The organism is Zestomonas ipomoeae, from assembly GCF_057128665.1.
In genome coordinates this window covers 377,978-395,290 of sequence record NZ_JBSKHQ010000002.1, presented here as the reverse complement: position 1 = coordinate 395,290, position 17,313 = coordinate 377,978, and the positions used below count along the sequence as shown (strand labels likewise).

Sequence of the window (17,313 nt, the reverse complement as noted above, 5' to 3'; positions counted from 1 at the left end):
GATTGTCCGACAGCACTTGCGCGGCGGCGCTTGCATCAGTACAAAAAGCGCCTGAGCCGAACGGCGCCCCGAGAGAGGGCGTGGCGGCAATCCGCTTTAGCCTTGAGGTGCAGTGATGAAGAAGTGGCAATGTGTGGTTTGTGGCCTGGTCTATGACGAAGCCCTCGGTTGGCCCGACGAAGGCATCGTCGCCGGTACCCGCTGGGAAGATGTGCCGGAAGACTGGCTGTGCCCCGATTGCGGCGTGGGCAAGCTGGACTTCGAAATGATCGAGATCGCCTGATGCCGCCGCGGGTGCCTTGGCAGCCCGCACGGAGTTGGCTAGGGTCGGCTTTTCCCTGGCGGAGGCGAACATGCGCAAATGGCAATGCGTGATCTGCGGCTTCATCTACGACGAGGCCGCTGGCCTGCCGGAAGAGGGCATCGCCCCCGGCACGGCCTGGCAGGACATTCCCGCCGACTGGCTGTGTCCGGATTGCGGCACCGGCAAGCAGGACTTCGAAATGATCGAGATCGGCTGAGCGTCGATCCTCCCCTTGCGGCGGCCACTGGCCGCCGCGTCGTTTACAGGAGCTGAGCATGAGCACCCCCCTGGTGATCGTCGGGACCGGCCTGGCGGGCTACAACCTGGCCAAGGAATTCCGCAAGCTGGACAGCGAGACCCCGTTGCTGCTGATCACCGCCGACGACGGGCGCTCCTATTCCAAGCCGATGCTGTCCACCGGCTTCGGCAAGGACAAGGATGCCGACGGGCTGACCATGGCCGAGGCCGGTACCATGGCCGAGCAGCTCAACGCGGAAATCCGCACCCATACTCGCATCACCGGTATCGACCCGGGCCACCGCCAACTGTGGATCGGCGAGGAAGCAGTGCCCTATCGCGACCTGGTGCTGGCCTGGGGCGCCGAGCCGATCCGCGTGCCGGTGGCCGGCGATGCTGGCGACGCGATCTTCCCGATCAACGACCTGGAAGACTACGCGCGCTTTCGCGCCGCCGCCGCCGGCAAGAAGCGCGTCCTGCTGCTCGGCGCCGGGCTGATCGGCTGCGAATTCGCCAACGACCTGACCCTCGGCGGCTACCAGGTCGAGCTGGTGGCGCCCTGCGAGCAGGTCATGCCGGCGCTGCTGCATCCGGCTGCCGCTGCGGCGGTGCAGGCCGGGCTGGAAGGCATCGGCGCCCGCTTTCACCTCGGCCCGACCCTGGCCAGCCTCAACCACGTGGAAAGCGGCCTGGAAGCGCATCTGTCCGACGGCACCTGCCTGCCCTGCGACCTGGTGGTATCCGCCGTTGGCCTGCGTCCGCGCATCGAACTGGCCGCTGCCGCCGGCCTGGCGGTGAACCGTGGAATCATGGTCGACCGCGAGCTGCGCAGCTCCCATGCCAACATCTATGCCCTGGGCGACTGTGCCGAGGTGGACGGCCTCAATCTGCTCTATGTGATGCCGCTGATGGCCTGTGCCCGTGCCCTGGCGCAGACCCTGGCGGGCAAGCCGACGGCGGTCGTCTACGGGCCGATGCCGGTGACGGTGAAGACCCCGGCCTGCCCGCTGGTGGTCTCGCCGCCGCCACGTGGCCAGGAAGGTGAATGGAGCGTGGAAGGCAGCGGCCAGAACCTCAAGGTGCTCTGCCGCGACGTCGAGGGGCGCCTGCTCGGCTATGCCCTGACCGGCAGCGCCGTGCAGGAAAAACTGGCCCTGAACAAGCAGTTGCCGCCGTTGCTGGCTTGAATGGCCTCTGTTCTGTCGGTTGCAGCACGAAAAACGCTCGACAAACTGTCCGACAAGACTGGCGCGGGTGACGGCGACATGCCATTCTCCCTGGGTCTGCCGCAGCGCAGAGCTGTTGCGGCGCCTTGGGCGCTGTTCTGGAAGAACAGCACGGAGACAACAACAAAAAACCGTCAAAGAGGCAATTATGCGTAAACCGGAACTCGCCGCCGCCATCGCCGAAAAAGCCGATCTCACCAAGGATCAGGCCAGCCGCGTTCTCAATGCCGTACTCGAGGAAATTACCAGCGCGCTGAACCGCAAGGACAGCGTCACCCTCGTTGGCTTTGGCACCTTCATGCAGCGCCATCGTGGCGCCCGGACCGGGAAGAACCCGCAAACCGGACAGCCGGTCAAGATCAAGGCCAGCAATACCGTCTCCTTCAAGCCGGGCAAGTCGCTGCGCGACGCAGTCAACTGAGCCCGTGCGCCCGGGGCCGGATGCCCCGGGCGCTCCCGCCTGTCACCAGCCGAAAGGCTGGCTGTAGTGCCCGCCGCCAATCGCTACAATGCGCCGCCGTTTCACTTCCCCGCCGAGGCCGTGCGCATGAAATTCCGTTTTCTTCTATGGATGCTGGGCCGCCTGATGTCCAAGGCCAGCCGCACCAATGCCGAGTTCCAGCAGCAACTGGCCGGCAAGGACCTGGTATTCCAGCTGCACACCCTGGACGGCAAGGTCACCCGTCATTTCGTCGTCAAGAACCAGCGCATCGTCAGCAAGCGCGGCGCCTGCAGCGAGCCGGCCTTCGCCCTCGGCTTCAAGGATGCCGCCTACGGCTTCGACACCATGACCGCGAAGAACAAGCAGCTGGCCTTCATGCAGGGCATCCAGAACAAGGACATCCAGGTCCAGGGCAATCCCGCACTGGTGATGTGGTTCCAGGGCCTGATGAAGTACGTGGTGCCGAAGAAGAAAAAGGCCGCCAACCCGGGCGATAAAAAGGCCGCCTGAATCCCACTGCGCCGTGCCGCCACTGGTGGCTGCACGGCGGTTTCGCTAGGCTGGGCGGGAGCTATCCTGGAAGACCCCGCCCATGCGTATCCTGCTGTTGCTGCCGCTGCTGCTCGCCGCCATCGTCGCTCGCGCCGAACCGGTCCCCGCCAAAGCCTTCGACCGCCTGTTCGACCTTTCCGGCATTCGCTTGCTCTGCGAACAGAGCGCGCCCTTGCTGGTACGGGGGCTGCCGGAGGATCAGCAGGCGGAATTGAGCCAGCGCTTCTCCGCCGATGCCCTCTGCGGTGACTTGGCCAAGCGCCTCGGCGCCCGCATCGAGGCGACCCAGTTGCGCCAGGCCGAGGCGCTGCTCGATACGCCCCTGGCGCGGCGCTTCACCGAGGCCGAGCGTGCGGTGGGCGAGAGCGGCTCACAGGGACTGGCCGACTACCGCCTCAAGCTGGCCGAGCGCCCGCCGCTGGGACTTCGCCTGGAACTGGTGCGTCGCCTGGACCGGGCCGCGCAGACCACCGCGCTGGCTACCCTGTTGCGCTACGAAGTGGGCAAGACCCAGGCCCTGCTGGCGCTCAAGGCCCGCGGTGAAACCCTCGACGAGCAGGCCTTGAGCGAGCAAACCGCCAAACAGGAGCAGCTGTTGCGCGAGTCCAGCGCCAAGGCAGTGGAGTCCTTCATGTTCTACGCCTACCGGCAGATGCCCAGCGACCAGCTCGCCGACTACGTGGCGCTCTACGAGCAGGAACCGCTCGGCGACCTATTGCAGGCCTGCGTGGAGGAGCTGCGCGCGGTCTTCGCCGAGCGCCGTGCAGCGTTGAGATAGCGCCGCCTGGTGTCAACGAAAAAGGGAGCCAGGCCTCCCGGGTCTGTCTCAGGTCGATGACGGAAACTGCGAGGCCAGCTCGCGCAGCGCCACTTCGGCCTCCAGCACCTTGCTGACCGCATCGTCGGCCTTTTCCCGGCTGACGCCCAGGCGATCGAACAATGCCTGGGGAATCGGCTGCTGCGGGCCGGCGCCAATACCGCGGTTGCGCAGCAGGTTGACCGCCAGGCAGACCAGGTTCGGATAGGCCGCGTGATCGCCCTCGTAGCTCGGGTCGTGCTGGAAGCGCAGGGCCGTGGCCAGTTCCTCCGGCATGTCCCAGTAGCGCATCAGCCAGGCGCCGATCTGCTCGCGGGTGATGCCCAGCAGGTGCTGCTCGACATAGCTGTGGGACAGGTGCGGATTGGCCTCCAGATGCCGGCAGATCAGGGAGAAATGCGGCGGAAAGACATGGGCCAGGACCAGGTAGCCGAAGTTGTGCAGCAGCCCGGCGAGATAGGTCAGCCCCGCCTCCGGCCGCTGGCCGCGCGGCATGGCGCGGGTCAGCCCCTCGATCACCGCGGCGGTGTAGATCGCCTGCTGCCAGTAGGGCGTGGATTGCTGCGGCTTGTCCTTGGGCAGTGCCAGGGTCTTGCCCAGGGCCAGGCCGAGGGCCAGGTTGATCACCAGGTCGAAGCCGAGCACGCGCACGATGGCATCTTCCACCGAGCGGATCTTGCCCGGCGCGGCGTAGTAGGGCGATGCCGCCCAGCTGACCACCTGGGCGGCCAGCGCCGGGTCGGTCTCCACCACCCCGGTGATGTCGTCCACGGTGGCATCCGGATCGACCCGCAGCTTGATGATCTTCTGCGCGGTTTCCGGCAGCGGCGGGATCTCGATGGTTTCTTCCAGGCGCTGCTGGATGCGCCGCGCGGTGAACGCCTGCACCGCGTGGGTGATTTCGGCGCGGTCGTCGTCCGGGCGGTCCAGGTTCGGTCGGATGCTCGCCAGCGGTTCGCCGAAGCGGGCGGCGCTGGCCTTGCTGAGCAAGGAGGTCTTGAAGGCGTCGCTGGCGATTTCCAGCAATACGCCGGGCTGGCCGGACTCGATCAGCAGTGGGCTCGCCTGCAGCAGGCGCTCGTCGTACAGGCAGGGCGAACTGGTCAGCGGCGGCAACCCCGGCAGCAGGCCGAGGTTGTGCTTGCCGAGCATGCGCTCGAGGCGCTCGGGCTTGACCGCGGTGAGCTTGCGCCCGGTGAGTTCGGCCAGACGGTTGAGGTCGAGCAACTGGCTCTGCGGGTAGAGCACCAGCAGGGCGCCCACCTCGTCGTCGAGCAGTACGGCCTGGACCCGTTGCGCCGGGTCCATGTCGGTCTGTGCGGGGCGCACCTTATAGGCGAGGCCGAGCTTGGCGAGCAGTTGCTGGATCATGGCCGGGGGCTGCGAGGCGTTGTCGGGAGCGAGGGCGGCGTCGGTCATAAGCGAGGTCCGGCTGAGGAATTTCGGGTTGCAGTATAACCAGCCTAGTCGCCAAGCGAGGGCTTGCACGACCAGTGCACCGGAAAACCGTCACACTTGGCCGTACTGCTGCCCGTGGCGCAGCCAGCGTTCCAGCAGCGGGCTGACATGCTGCGGCCAGCGCGCCAGCAGGGCCTGGGCGGCGTCGCGCACCGCCGGCAGCAGCTCGGCGTCGCGCATCAGGTCGGCCACCTTGAACTGCAACAGACCGGTCTGGCGGGTGCCGAGCATCTCGCCGGGGCCGCGCAGCTCCAGGTCTTTCTCGGCGATGACGAAGCCGTCGCAGGTCTCGCGCATGATCGCCAGCCGTTCGCGCCCGAGCTGCGACAGCGGCGGGTGATAGAGCAGCACGCAGTGGCTGGCGGCGCTGCCGCGGCCGACTCGTCCGCGCAGCTGGTGCAGTTGCGCCAGGCCGAGGCGTTCGGGGTTTTCGATGATCATCAGGCTGGCATTGGGCACGTCGACGCCCACTTCGATCACCGTGGTTGCCACCAGCAGTTGCAGCTCGCCGCGCTTGAATTCGTCCATCACCGCCGCCTTCTCCGCCGGCTTCATGCGCCCGTGGATCAGGCCGACGCGCAGTTCGCCGAGGGCGGCGGAGAGTTCCTCGAAGCTGGTTTCCGCCGCCTGGCAGGTGAGTTCCTCGGATTCCTCGATCAGGGTGCATACCCAGTAGGCCTGGCGGCCTTCGCGGCAGGCAGCGCGGACCCGCTCGATCACCTCGATACGGCGGCTGTCGGCGATCACCAGGGTGTTCACCGGTGTGCGGCCGGGCGGCAGCTCGTCGAGGATCGAAGTATCCAGGTCGGCGTAGGCGCTCATCGCCAGGGTCCGCGGGATTGGCGTGGCGGTCATGATCAACTGGTGCGGGCACATGCGGCCGCCCACGCCCTTCTGCCGCAACGCCAGGCGTTGCTGCACGCCGAAGCGATGTTGTTCGTCGATGATCACCAGGGCCAGGCGCTGGAATTGCACCTCGTCCTGGAACAGCGCATGGGTGCCCACCACCATGGGCGCGCCGCCGGCGATCTGCGCCAGCGCGGCGGTGCGGGCCTTGCCCTTGAGCTTGCCGGCCAGCCAGGCGACTTCGATGCCGAGCGGCTCCAGCCAGCGGCTGAAATTGAGAAAGTGCTGCTCGGCGAGGATCTCGGTCGGCGCCATCAAGGCCACCTGATAGCCGGCCTCCAGCGCTTGCAGAGCGGCCAGCGCCGCGACCACCGTCTTGCCGGCGCCGACGTCGCCCTGCACCAGGCGCAGCATGGGCTCGGGCTGGCACAGGTCGTAGGCGATCTCGGCGCCGACCCGTTGCTGGGCGCCGGTGGGGGTGAAGCCGAGGTTGGCGAGAAAGCGCTTGGGCAGCTTTTCGGCTTTCGGCAGTTGCGGTGCCTCCTGGGCGCGCAGGGTTTCGCGAAGGCGTTGCAGGGAGAGCTGGTGGGTCAGCAGTTCTTCGAAGGCCAGTCGGTGCTGGGCCCAGTGGCGGCCTTCGGCCAGCTCTTCCAGGTCGGCGTCGGGCGGCGGCCGGTGCAGGTAGCGAATGGCTTCGTCGAGCGGCCCGAGTCGGTAGTCGCGGGCCAGTTCGGCGGGCAGCCAGTCCGGCAGGCTGTGCGGGCCGAGGCGGGCCAGTGCCTGCTGGCTGAGTTGGCGCAGGCGCTGCTGGGTCAGGCCCTCGGTGGTCGGGTAGATCGGCGTCAGGGTCTGTTCCACCGCGATCGGCTCGGCGCCGCTCAGCGCACGGTACTCCGGGTGGTAGATCTCCAGGCCGGTGGCGCCGGGGCGCACCTCGCCATAGCAGCGCAGCGAGGTGCCGCGCTTGAGGCCATCCTTTTGCGCTTGGCTGAAGTGGAAGAAGCGCAGGCTCAGGGTGCCGCTGCCGTCCTGCAGGCGCACCAGCAAACTGCGGCGACGGCCCATGACCACATCGGCGCCGGCGACGATGCCCTCGACCACCGCATCCTGGCCGGGTCGCAGGGCGCCGATGGGGGTGACGCGGGTGCGGTCCTGGTAACGCAGCGGCAGGTGGAACAGCATGTCCTGCAGGGTTTCCAGGCCGACCCGCGCAAGCTTCTCGGCCAGCGCCGCCCCCACGCCCTTCAGCGCGGTGACCGGTACCTGGGCCAGCTCGCTCATGCCGGTTGCTTGTCCGCTACGCCCTGCGGTTGCGCGACCGAGCACAGGCGAATGGAGTCGGCCAGGACCTCGATGGCCTTCGGCCGCGGGAAGCTGGCGCGCCAGGCGATGGCCACGGTGCGGAACGGCACCGGCGGGGTCAGTGGACGGATCTCGATCACGCCAGGGGCGTAGTGGTGGCTGTCCACCGCCGAGAACGGCAGGATCGACACGCCGAGACCGGAGGCGACCATGTGGCGAATGGTTTCCAGCGAGCTGGATTCGACCGTGGTGTGCTTGGCGTGGTCCTCGCCGCCCTTGCGCAGGCTGGGGCAGGCCTCCAGCACCTGGTCGCGGAAGCAGTGGCCCTCGCCGAGCAGCAGCAGGCTCTTGTCATTGAGCAGCTCGCTGTCGATGGTTTCCTTCGCCGTCCACGGGTGGCCGCTCGGCAGCAGCACGTAGAAGGGTTCGTCGTAGAGCGGCTTGGTCAGCACATCGGCTTCCTGGAAGGGCAGCGCGATGATGATTGCGTCCAGCTCGCCGGTGCGCAGTTTGTCGCGCAGCACGTGGGTGAAGTTTTCCTCGATGTACAGCGGCATCTGCGGTGCGACCCGGTGCAGCTGCGGCACCAGGTGGGGGAACAGGTAGGGCCCGACGGTGTAGATGGCGCCGATCTTCAACGGCGCGGTCAACTGGTTCTTGCCGGCCTGGGCCAGCTCGCGAATGCCCTGGGCCTGCTCCAGCACCTTCTGCGCCTGGGTGACGATGCCCTCGCCGACCGGGGTCAGGCGCACCGCGCTTTTGCTGCGCTCGAAGATCAGCACGCCGAGTTCGTCCTCGAGCTTCTTCACCCCCACCGACAGCGTCGGCTGGCTGACATGGCAGCGCTCGGCGGCGCGGCCGAAGTGCTGTTCCTGGGCGAGGGTGACGATGTAGCGCAGTTCGGTGAGGGTCATAGCGGTTTTCCATTAGGCTGCGGCCAAGCATAGCCTTTGCTCTGCGGCGAACCAACAACGCCGCACGCAAAGCTTGCCGTCCTGCGCGCCTGGCGGCAGGCTGCCACATTCGAGTCACGCGGAGTTGCCATGAAACCCAGTGTATTGATCGCCGGTTGTGGCGATGTCGGCTGTCGCCTCGGCCTGTTGCTGAATGCTGCCGGCTGGACGGTGCATGGCCTGCGCCGCCAGGTCGAGGCCTTGCCATCCGGTATCCATCCGGTGGCCGGCGACCTCTTCTCGGCGCAGGTCCCGGCGGGCTGGCCGCAGGGGCCGCTGGACTATCTGGTGTACAGCGCCGCTGCCAGCCGGCACGACGAGGCCGGCTACCGGGCGGCCTATGTCGAGGGCCTGGCCCATATGCTCGACTGGCTGGCACGGCATGGCCAACGGCCCAAGCGGTTGCTGTTCGTTTCCAGCAGTGGCGTCTATGGCCAGCAGCAGGGCGAGTGGGTGGATGAGACCTCGCCGGCCGAGGGTGGGGGCTTTTCCGCACGCATCATGCGCGAAGCCGAACAACTGGCGCTTGCCAGCGGCCATCCGGCCACCTGCGTGCGCCTCACCGGCCTCTACGGGCCGGGCCGCCGGCGTCTGCTCGAACAGGTGCGCCAGGGTTATCGCGTTGTCGTGGAACCGCCGCTGTACGCCAACCGCATTCATGTCGACGATGCCGCCGGCCTGCTGGCCCTCCTGTTGCAGGCGGCCGAGCGCGGCACGGCACTGGAGTCTTGCTATCTGGGCGTGGACGACACGCCGGCCCCCTTGCACGAGGTGGTCGACTGGCTGCGTGGGCAGATGGGCGTCAGCCACTGGGCCGACGAGGCCAGCGTGCGCCGCGCCGGCAGCAAGCGCTGCAGCAACGCCCGCGCCCGGGCGCTGGGCTGGGTGCCGCGTTATCCGAGTTTTCGCGAAGGCTACGCGGCGCTGCTGACGGAGGGGTGAGATGGACGCCAATCGCCTGCTGGCACGGCCCTGGTTGCCGGGAGTGGAGCTGTTCCATGCCGACTTTTCCGGCCAGGCGTTCGGCCGCCACAGTCACGACGCCTTCGCCATCGGCGCCATCCTGCAGGGCGTCGGCGGCTACCAGTGCCGCGGCGCACGGCATGCCATCCCGGCCGGCAGGCTGTCGCTGATGAACCCGGAGGAGCCGCACACCGGCCACGCGGAAACGGACCGCCTGATCTATCGCATGCTCTATGTGGAGGAGGTGCGCCTGCCCGCGCTGCTCGGGCGCAAGGCGTTGCCGCGGGGCTTTGCCGAGCTCAACCCGGCCGACGATGGCCGCGTGGCCGCCGGCCTGGCACGTCTCGCCCGGGAGTTCGAGCAGGGCGACGTGCTGGCCCTGGAAAGCGAGCTGCTGGCATTGCTGGAACTGGTCTTCGTCCGCCACGGCGGCTTGCCGGAGCCCGCCAGGGCCCGACGCGACGGCGAGGTCTGTGCCCGGCTGCGCGACTATCTGGAAAGCCACTACGCCGAGCCGGTACGCCTGGAGCAACTGGGGCGGTTGCTGCAGCGCCATCCGCGCCACCTGATCGAGGCCTTCCGCCGTGCCTACGGCGTGCCGCCGCACACCTACCTGCTGCAACGCCGGGTGCGCGAGGCCAAGCGGCGGCTGCTGGCCGGCGAAAAGCCGCTGGAGGTGGCGCTGGGCCTGGGCTTCTACGACCAGGCGCACTTCTCCGGCACCTTCAAGCGCTTCACCGGCGTGGCGCCAGGACGCTTCCAGCGCATGGCCTGCGCCTGAGCACGCGCCGCACACCTGAGTTTTCTCCAAGACGAAGGCCGTGCCGCTGTCGAGACTGACCGCCGGTTTCACGGAGGTCGTCCATGTTCGCGCTATTCCTGCTGGTTGCCGGTACTCACTTCACCGCCGTGCTCTCTCCCGGCCCGGATTTCTTCCTGCTGTTGCGCACCGCGCTGCGTGAGGGGCGCGCGCAGGCCGATGGCTGCGCCGCGGGAATTGCCCTGGCCAACCTGCTGAGCATGCTGCTGGTGCTCGCCGGTCTGCAGTTGCTGCCGGCCGGCGGCTGGCTGTGGCGCTTGCTGCAGGGGCTCGGTGGCACCTATTTCGTCTGGCTCGGCGCGCAGGCGCTGCGCTCTACTCGCCAGCTGCAATGGCGCCCGGCCCCTGCGTCGGAGGCCGTGCCGCCCCGGCGCGGGTTCCGCCAGGGCCTGTTGGCCAGCAGTCTCAACCCCAAGCTGCCGCTGTTCTACGCGGGGCTGTTCGGTGTGTTGCGGGAGGCGGCCGTGCCGGCCTGGGGGCTGGCGCTGGCGATGCTGTGGATGACGCTTGTGGTGCTGCTCTGGGACCTGGCTCTGGTGCGCCTGCTGGTCCGCCCGCGCTGGCAGCGCTGGCTGCAGCATCGGGTGGTGCGGCTCGATCAGCTGTGCGGCGGTCTGCTGCTGGTGCTGGGTGGGTGCCTGCTGGTTGCTGCGCTGCGCTGAGCGAGGCTATTGGCGACGCAGCAGCCAGGCGCGTCGACCCGGCCGGTACACCGGCATCTCGTCCGGATGGGCATGGTTGACCGCTTCGAAGATTTCCAGGCGTCGGCCGCTGAGTTCGAACAGCCAGGTCTGGCCTTGGCGGCCCTGCTGCAGCCACAGGCTGTCGTGTTCGCCGCTCATGGTCGCGCAGTCGCCGGCCAGGCAGAGCGCGAAATACTCGGCATCCGGCAGGCCGTCGACCTGCCCGTCGGGGTGGAAGCGCACCCGGTTGCCTTCACCGGGGCCCTGGCTGATCGTCCAATTGCCGCCCAGGTAGCTGGCGTACAGGGCCTGTTCGAAGCTGCTGCCGGTGGGACCGTCGACGGTGGGCGCCGGGACGAAGCGCTGCTCGGGCCAGCTGTCACTGGCGAGTTGCACCAGCTCGTCGTCTTCCAGGGCCAGCGCCTCGCGGTAGTCGCCGTAGAACAGCACGCCCCAGTTGGCGCCGCGCTCGCCGATGAGCTGACCCTCGCCCAATTCGAAGCCGTTGCTGAAGACAGCCCGCCGGCGCAGGGCATCGATGCGCCATTCGAGATTGGGGCCGTGCTCGGCCAGCGCCTCGCGCAGCCTGCCGCTGCTGCTGGCGGCATCGATGGCTGCCTGGTTGATCCAGGTCCCGCTGGGGTCGGGCTCGGCGGGCCTGCTGGCGCAGCCGCCGAGCAGGACGCCGCACAGCAGCGCAAGCGCGGTCAGGCGCATGGGTGCCACTCCTGAAGAGGGCGGGGGCGAGCCCCGCCGAATCGCTTAGTCGAGAACCAGAATAGCGTCCATTTCCACTTGCGCGCCCTTCGGCAGGGCGGCCACGCCAATGGCGGCGCGGGCCGGGTAGGGCTGCTGGAAGTAGCGACCCATCACTTCGTTGACGGTGGCGAAGTGGGAAAGGTCGGTGAGGAAGATGTTCAGCTTGACCACATCCTTGAAGCCGCCGCCGGCTGCTTCCATCACCGCCTTGAGGTTCTCGAACACCTGCACGGTCTGCGCTTCGAAGCCTTCCACCAGCTCCATGGTCTTCGGGTCCAGCGGAATCTGCCCGGACAGGTAGACGGTGTTGCCGGCCTTGATCGCCTGGGAATAGGTGCCGATGGCGGCCGGGGCCTTGTCGCTGCTGATGACGGTCTTGCTCATGGGGGATTTCCTTATTGTCGAGGTTGTTGTGTTTGTTTTGCGTGCGGCGCGGACGGCCAGGTGCCGGCTCGGCTACGCGCGCACGCGGGTGATGCGCACGACGCCCTTGAGGGCGCGCAGCTTCTTGATCACCCGGGCCAGGTGCACGCGGTCGTGCACGCTGACCACCAGCTGGACCACGCTGATGCGGCCATCGCGCTCGTCCATGCCGATTTTCTCGATGTTGCCGTCGGCGGCGGCGACGGTGCCGGCCAGCACAGCGATCAGGCCGCGCTGGTGTTCCAGTTCGACGCGCAACTCGACGTTGAACTCGCCGGTGACGTCCTTGGCCCACGAGAGCTGGATGCATTTCTCGGGGTTGTGGCGGATCTCGCTGATGTTGCGGCAGCTCTCCAGGTGCACGACCATGCCCTTGCCCGCCGACAGGTGGCCGACGATGGGGTCGCCGGGAATCGGCGTGCAGCACTTTGCGTAGCTCAGCACCAGGCCTTCGGTCCCGCGGATGGCCAGCGGGCTCTCGCTGTTCGGTGCCTGCTCGCCGTCGCTGGCGAGCAGGCGGCGGGCCACCACGTAGGCCATGCGATTGCCCAGACCGATGTCTTCCAGCAGGTCTTCGATCACCTCCTGGCGATATTCCGCCAGGACCTGCTGCACGCGCTCGGCGGGAACCTTCTCCAGGCTGGTATCGAAGCCGGCGAGCACCTTGTTCAACAGGCGCTCGCCGAGGTTGATGGACTCCGAGCGGCGCTGCTGCTTGAGCGCGTGACGAATATGGGTGCGGGCCTTGCCGGTGACCACGAAGTTGAGCCAGGCCGGATTCGGCCGGGCGCCGGGCGCGGTGACGATTTCCACGGTCGAGCCGCTCTGCAGTGGCTCGGAGAGCGGCGCCAGGCGGCGGTTGATGCGGCAGGCGATACAGGTGTTGCCGACGTCGGTGTGCACCGCATAGGCGAAATCGACCGCAGTGGAGCCCTTCGGCAGCTCCATGATGCGGCCCTTGGGGGTGAATACGTAGACCTCGTCGGGGAACAGGTCGATCTTCACGCTCTCGATGAATTCCAGGGAATTGCCGGCGCGCTGCTGCAGCTCCAGCACGCCCTTGACCCACTGACGGGCGCGGGCGTGGGTGCCCTTGGGCTGGTCTTCCTCGTTGGACTTGTACAGCCAGTGCGCGGCGATGCCGTTGTTGGCCATCTCTTCCATTTCGCGGGTGCGGATCTGGATCTCGATGGGCACGCCATGCATGCCGAACAGCGTGGTATGCAACGACTGGTAGCCGTTGGCCTTGGGAATCGCGATGTAGTCCTTGAAGCGCCCCGGCAGCGGCTTGTACAGGTTGTGCACGGCGCCGAGTACGCGGTAGCAGGTATCGACCTTGTCGACGATGATGCGGAAGGCGTAGACATCCATGATCTCGTTGAACGCCCGGCGCTTGCCGCGCATCTTCTGGTAGATGCTGTAGAGGTGCTTCTCGCGGCCGACCACCTGGCCTTCCAGGCCTTCGCGGGCGAGGCAGTGCACCAGCGAGTCTTCGATCTTGTTGAGGATTTCCTTGCGATTGCCGCGGGCGCGCTTGACCGCCTGGCGGATGCGCTCGGAACGCATCGGGTGCATGGCCTTGAAGCCCAGGTCCTCGAACTCGATGCGCATGCTGTGCATGCCCAGCCGGTTGGCGATCGGCGCGTAGATTTCCAGGGTTTCCTTGGCGATGCGCCGGCGCTTCTCGCCGGACAGCACCTCCAGGGTGCGCATGTTGTGCAGGCGGTCGGCCAGCTTGACCAGAATCACGCGGATGTCGCGGGCCATGGCCATGGCCATCTTCTGGAAGTTCTCGGCCTGAGCCTCGGCCTTGGTCTCGAAGTTCATCTGGGTCAGCTTGCTGACCCCGTCCACCAGCTCGGCGACGGTTTCGCCGAATTGCGCGTTGAGCGCTTCCTTGGCGATGCCGGTGTCTTCGATGACGTCGTGCAGCATGGCGGCCATCAGGCTCTGATGGTCCATGTGCATGTCGGCGAGAATGCCGGCTACCGCCAGCGGATGGGTGACGTAGGCTTCGCCGCTGCGGCGTCGCTGCCCGTCGTGGGCCTGTTCGGCGTAGAAGTAAGCGCGGCGGACCAGGTTGACCTGGTCCGCGCCGAGGTAGGTCGTCAGTCGTTCGGCAAGCCCGTCTATGCTCGGCAAGGTGCTACCCCCCGCCGGTCGGGTCGCCTGGTTGGCGTATGACTTCGACCTGGCATGGGCTGCTTACAGGGCCTCGTTGGCCTCGTCCTCGAAGGCGGCGAACAGCGGCTCTTCCTCGACGATCTCGTCCTGGGCGATGACGTCGTAGTCGACCAGACCGGCGGCGATTTCGCGCAGCGCCACGACGGTCGGCTTGTCGTTTTCCCAGGCCAGCTTGGGCTCCTTGCCGCCGGTGGCCAGTTGGCGGGAACGCTTGGTGGCGAGCATCACCAGCTCGAAGCGGTTATCGACGTTGTCCAGGCAGTCTTCAACGGTCACGCGGGCCATGGTGTTCCTCTAATACGGATAGCAAAAGAAGCTGAGCCCGAATGGGCGAGCGGACTGGGTAGTCTAAAAAATCGCCAGCCTTAAGGGAAGCCCCGATAGCGAGCTTCCCCACGCGGCTCGTCAGGCCAGCAGGCGACTGAGCAGTTCGCTGTGGCGCTGCTGCTGCACCGATTGCAGGAGCTGGTTGGCGCGGAACACCGCCTTGAGGTCGTCCAGTGCCAGGGCGAAGTCGTCATTGATCACCAGGTAGTCGTACTCGACATAGTGGCTCATCTCGCTGACGGCCTCGCGCATGCGTCGCTCGATGACCTCGTCGCTGTCCTGGCCGCGGTTGGTCAGGCGCTGGCGCAGGGCGGTCTGGGTCGGCGGCAGGATGAAGATGGACTTCGCCGCGGGCATCAGCCGGCGTACCTGCTGCGCGCCTTGCCAGTCGATCTCGAGGATCAGGTCGTAGCCCTCGGCGAGAGTCTGTTCCAGCCAGCGCTGCGAGGTGCCGTAGAGATTGCCGAAGACTTCCGCGTGTTCGAGGAATTCGTTGCGGCCGAGCATTTCGATGAAGCTCTCGCGGCTGACGAAGTGGTAGTTCACCCCGCCGACTTCGCCCGGGCGCATGGCGCGTGTGGTGTGCGAGACCGATACGCGCACCTGAGGCAGGGCGTCGATCAGGGCCTTGACCAGGCTGGTCTTGCCGGCGCCGGAGGGCGCGGAAACGATGTACAGGGTGCCGGTTGTGGGCTTCATAGGATCACTCGATGTTCTGGACTTGTTCGCGCATCTGTTCGATCAGCACCTTGAGGTTGACCGCGGCCTGGGTGCTGCGCGGGTCGAAGGCCTTGGAGCCGAGGGTGTTGGCCTCGCGGTTTAGCTCCTGCATGAGGAAATCCAGGCGCCGCCCGGCCGCGCCGCCGGCCTTGAGCACCCGGCGCACTTCCCCGACATGGGTGCTCAGGCGGTCCAGTTCCTCGGCGACGTCGCTCTTCTGGGCCAGCAGCACCAGTTCCTGTTCCAGGCGCTGCGGGTCCAGCTCGGCCTGCATTTCGGCGCAGCGATCGAGGATCTTTTGCCGTTGGGCGGCAAGCATCTGCGGCACCAGTTCGCGCAGGGCGACAACTTCTTCCAGCATGGCATCCAGGCGTTCGTTGAGCAGCTTGGCCAGCTCGGCGCCTTCGCGGGCGCGGCCGTTCTTCAGCTCGGCCAGGGCCTCGCCAAACAGCTCCAGGGCGGCGTTGTTCATGGCGTGCGGATCGGCGGCATCGGCCACCAGCACGCCGGGCCAGGCCAACACTTCGAGGGGATTGAGCGGGGCCGGCTGCTTGATCAGCGCGGCGACGCTCTCGGCGGCGGCGACCAACTGCGCGGCGCGCTCGCTGTCCACCTGCAGCGGCTGGCCGGCGGTTTCCTCGGCGAGCCGCAAGGTGCATTCGACCTTGCCGCGGGACAGGCCCTGGCGCAGCGCTTCGCGTACCGCGCCTTCGAGGTCGCGGAAGGCTTCCGGCAGGCGCAGGCTGGGTTCCAGATAGCGATGGTTGACCGAACGCAGTTCCCAGCTCAGGGTGCCCCGGGCGCCTGCCCGTTCGAGGCGGGCGAAGGCGGTCATGCTATGCACCATGGGGATACCTCTCGGAAAGATGGAACGAAAGGCGAGGGATTGTAACGCATAGCGGCGCCAATCGGCTCTAGCGGGGCATCCGACCGCCCGTGGTACGGCACGCAAAAGCGCAACGACGGGCAACCGGGAGTGCCTCCCGTCAAGAATGTGTCCCGCGCGCGGCATGCCCCCTATAATGGCCGCAGATTTCCATGTCGTGAGTAGGTATTTCCAATGAAGCGTCCTAGTGGCCGCGCCGCCGACCAGCTGCGTTCGATCCGCATCACCCGCAACTACACCAAGCATGCCGAGGGTTCGGTGCTGGTGGAGTTCGGCGATACCAAGGTGATCTGCACCGCCAGCGTGGAAAGCGGCGTGCCGCGCTTCCTCAAGGGCCAGGGCCAGGGCTGGCTGACCGCCGAGTACGGCATGCTGCCCCGGGCCACCGGCGAGCGCAACCAGCGCGAAGCGTCCCGCGGCAAGCAGGGCGGCCGCACCCTGGAGATCCAACGACTGATCGGTCGCTCGCTGCGCGCGGCGCTGGACATGTCCAAGCTGGGCGAGAACACCATCTACATCGATTGCGATGTGATCCAGGCCGACGGCGGCACCCGCACGGCGTCCATTACCGGCGCCATGGTCGCCCTGGTCGATGCGCTGCGGGTCCTGAAAAAGCGCGGCGCCCTGCGTGGCGGCGAGCCCCTCAAGCAGATGATCGCCGCGGTATCGGTGGGCATGTATCAGGGCGAGCCGGTACTGGATCTGGATTACCTGGAGGATTCCGCCGCCGAGACCGACCTCAACGTGGTGATGACCAGCGCCGGTGGCTTCATCGAAGTGCAGGGCACCGCCGAAGGGGCACCGTTCCAGCCGGAAGAGTTGACCGCCATGCTCGACCTGGCGCGCCAGGGCATGGCGCAACTGTTCGAGTTGCAACAGGCGGCTTTGGCCGACTGAAATGCCAAGGCGTCGGCATCGCTCGCTTATTTCTGCAGGCAGGATATTTCGCCGCTAGGCTTAGCGAGCGACCGTTATCAACCCAGGAGATGAACCATGAGCGAAAGCCAGGCGCCGTTGCCTTCACCGAGTCCGGAAGCCCGCCAGTGGGCGATGTTCTGCCACTTCGCGGCCTTTTTCGGGCTGATCATTCCCTTCGGCAACCTGCTCGGGCCGCTGATCGTTTGGCAGATCAAGAAAGAGATGGACCCGTTCGTCAACGAGCAGGGCAAGGAGGCGCTGAATTTTCAAATCAGCGTGTCGCTGGCCGCCATCGTGTGTTTCATGCTGATGGTGGTGGTGATCGGCTTCCCGCTGCTGGTCCTGGTCAGCATCGCGGCGCTGGTCCTGACCATCATCGCCGGAATCAAGGCCAACGAAGGTCAGTCCTATCGCTACCCGTTCAGCTGGCGGGTCGTGAAGTAGGCTCCCCGCACCGGGGCTGGAGTCGATCTGCCCACGGTAGCAGCGGGCG

20 protein-coding genes are annotated in these 17,313 nt (G+C 67.0%); 11 read left to right on the top strand and 9 right to left on the bottom strand.

Annotation, left to right across the window (positions count from 1 at the left end):
• Positions 1–115 precede the first annotated feature (115 nt).
• The 6 genes from ACWKV7_RS05480 (at position 116) to ACWKV7_RS05455 (ending at position 3,539) form a co-directional block, all read left to right on the top strand.
• Entirely contained in the window at positions 116–283 is a 168-nt protein-coding gene (locus ACWKV7_RS05480; RefSeq protein ID WP_483856637.1) for a rubredoxin, read from the top strand.
• A gap of 70 nt (positions 284–353) precedes the next feature.
• Entirely contained in the window at positions 354–521 is a 168-nt protein-coding gene (locus ACWKV7_RS05475) for a rubredoxin (protein ID WP_483856636.1), read from the top strand.
• A gap of 52 nt (positions 522–573) precedes the next feature.
• Positions 574–1,728 (top strand): NAD(P)/FAD-dependent oxidoreductase, encoded by a 1,155-nt coding sequence (locus ACWKV7_RS05470; protein ID WP_483856678.1) that lies wholly within the window; start codon positions 574–576, stop codon positions 1,726–1,728.
• Between the two features lie 187 nt (positions 1,729–1,915).
• Positions 1,916–2,188, top strand: coding sequence for an HU family DNA-binding protein (locus ACWKV7_RS05465; protein ID WP_483856635.1), 273 nt, complete (start codon positions 1,916–1,918; stop codon positions 2,186–2,188).
• 126 nt (positions 2,189–2,314) lie between these two features.
• On the top strand, positions 2,315–2,719 hold the full coding sequence (locus ACWKV7_RS05460) for an SCP2 sterol-binding domain-containing protein (RefSeq protein ID WP_483856677.1): 405 nt from the start codon (positions 2,315–2,317) through the stop codon (positions 2,717–2,719).
• A gap of 82 nt (positions 2,720–2,801) precedes the next feature.
• Positions 2,802–3,539: a hypothetical protein gene (locus tag ACWKV7_RS05455; RefSeq protein WP_483856634.1), complete on the top strand. Its 738-nt coding sequence runs from the start codon at positions 2,802–2,804 to the stop codon at positions 3,537–3,539.
• 48 nt (positions 3,540–3,587) lie between these two features.
• On the opposite strand, the gene ACWKV7_RS05450 is transcribed toward ACWKV7_RS05455, so the two are convergent.
• The 3 genes from ACWKV7_RS05450 to ACWKV7_RS05440 all read right to left on the bottom strand — a co-directional run bounded on the left by ACWKV7_RS05450 (position 3,588) and on the right by ACWKV7_RS05440 (position 8,098).
• The gene (locus ACWKV7_RS05450) at positions 3,588–4,997 is read right to left on the bottom strand and encodes an HDOD domain-containing protein (protein WP_483856633.1); all 1,410 of its coding nucleotides are present in this window, start codon (positions 4,995–4,997) and stop codon (positions 3,588–3,590) included.
• Between the two features lie 90 nt (positions 4,998–5,087).
• Positions 5,088–7,163, bottom strand: a complete 2,076-nt coding sequence (recG, locus tag ACWKV7_RS05445) for an ATP-dependent DNA helicase RecG (protein WP_483856632.1) — start codon at positions 7,161–7,163, stop codon at positions 5,088–5,090.
• On the bottom strand, positions 7,160–8,098 hold the full coding sequence (locus ACWKV7_RS05440) for a hydrogen peroxide-inducible genes activator (RefSeq protein ID WP_483856631.1): 939 nt from the start codon (positions 8,096–8,098) through the stop codon (positions 7,160–7,162). Before ACWKV7_RS05440 ends, recG begins: the two co-directional genes overlap by 4 nt.
• Before the next feature lie 129 nt (positions 8,099–8,227).
• Between ACWKV7_RS05440 and ACWKV7_RS05435 the strand changes: the two genes are divergently transcribed.
• The 3 genes from ACWKV7_RS05435 to ACWKV7_RS05425 all read left to right on the top strand — a co-directional run bounded on the left by ACWKV7_RS05435 (position 8,228) and on the right by ACWKV7_RS05425 (position 10,582).
• Positions 8,228–9,079 carry an NAD-dependent epimerase/dehydratase family protein gene (locus ACWKV7_RS05435; RefSeq protein WP_483856630.1) on the top strand — a complete coding sequence of 284 codons (852 nt, stop codon included), beginning with the start codon at positions 8,228–8,230 and terminating at the stop codon, positions 9,077–9,079.
• A gap of 1 nt (position 9,080) precedes the next feature.
• Positions 9,081–9,881: an AraC family transcriptional regulator gene (locus ACWKV7_RS05430; RefSeq protein WP_483856629.1), complete on the top strand. Its 801-nt coding sequence runs from the start codon at positions 9,081–9,083 to the stop codon at positions 9,879–9,881.
• Between the two features lie 83 nt (positions 9,882–9,964).
• Positions 9,965–10,582: a LysE family translocator gene (locus ACWKV7_RS05425; RefSeq protein WP_483856628.1), complete on the top strand. Its 618-nt coding sequence runs from the start codon at positions 9,965–9,967 to the stop codon at positions 10,580–10,582.
• A gap of 6 nt (positions 10,583–10,588) precedes the next feature.
• On the opposite strand, the gene ACWKV7_RS05420 is transcribed toward ACWKV7_RS05425, so the two are convergent.
• The 6 genes from ACWKV7_RS05420 to ACWKV7_RS05395 form a co-directional block, all read right to left on the bottom strand.
• Positions 10,589–11,320, bottom strand: coding sequence for a hypothetical protein (locus ACWKV7_RS05420; RefSeq protein ID WP_483856627.1), 732 nt, complete (start codon positions 11,318–11,320; stop codon positions 10,589–10,591).
• Positions 11,321–11,365: 45 nt separating this feature from the next.
• Positions 11,366–11,746, bottom strand: a complete 381-nt coding sequence (locus tag ACWKV7_RS05415; RefSeq protein ID WP_483856626.1) for a RidA family protein — start codon at positions 11,744–11,746, stop codon at positions 11,366–11,368.
• A 72-nt stretch (positions 11,747–11,818) separates the two neighbouring features.
• The gene (gene spoT, locus ACWKV7_RS05410) at positions 11,819–13,927 is read right to left on the bottom strand and encodes a bifunctional GTP diphosphokinase/guanosine-3',5'-bis pyrophosphate 3'-pyrophosphohydrolase (RefSeq protein WP_483856625.1); all 2,109 of its coding nucleotides are present in this window, start codon (positions 13,925–13,927) and stop codon (positions 11,819–11,821) included.
• Positions 13,928–13,990: 63 nt separating this feature from the next.
• Positions 13,991–14,254 carry a DNA-directed RNA polymerase subunit omega gene (gene rpoZ, locus ACWKV7_RS05405; RefSeq protein WP_483856624.1) on the bottom strand — a complete coding sequence of 88 codons (264 nt, stop codon included), beginning with the start codon at positions 14,252–14,254 and terminating at the stop codon, positions 13,991–13,993.
• A 120-nt stretch (positions 14,255–14,374) separates the two neighbouring features.
• Positions 14,375–14,995: a guanylate kinase gene (gene gmk / locus ACWKV7_RS05400; protein ID WP_483856623.1), complete on the bottom strand. Its 621-nt coding sequence runs from the start codon at positions 14,993–14,995 to the stop codon at positions 14,375–14,377.
• A 4-nt stretch (positions 14,996–14,999) separates the two neighbouring features.
• On the bottom strand, positions 15,000–15,863 hold the full coding sequence (locus ACWKV7_RS05395) for a YicC/YloC family endoribonuclease (protein ID WP_483856622.1): 864 nt from the start codon (positions 15,861–15,863) through the stop codon (positions 15,000–15,002).
• 213 nt (positions 15,864–16,076) lie between these two features.
• On the opposite strand from ACWKV7_RS05395, the gene rph reads away from it, so the two are divergent.
• Together rph and ACWKV7_RS05385 are read left to right on the top strand one after the other, a co-directional pair.
• Positions 16,077–16,799: a ribonuclease PH gene (rph, locus tag ACWKV7_RS05390; protein WP_483856621.1), complete on the top strand. Its 723-nt coding sequence runs from the start codon at positions 16,077–16,079 to the stop codon at positions 16,797–16,799.
• A 96-nt stretch (positions 16,800–16,895) separates the two neighbouring features.
• Positions 16,896–17,264, top strand: a complete 369-nt coding sequence (locus tag ACWKV7_RS05385; RefSeq protein WP_483856620.1) for a DUF4870 domain-containing protein — start codon at positions 16,896–16,898, stop codon at positions 17,262–17,264.
• Positions 17,265–17,313 lie beyond the last annotated feature (49 nt).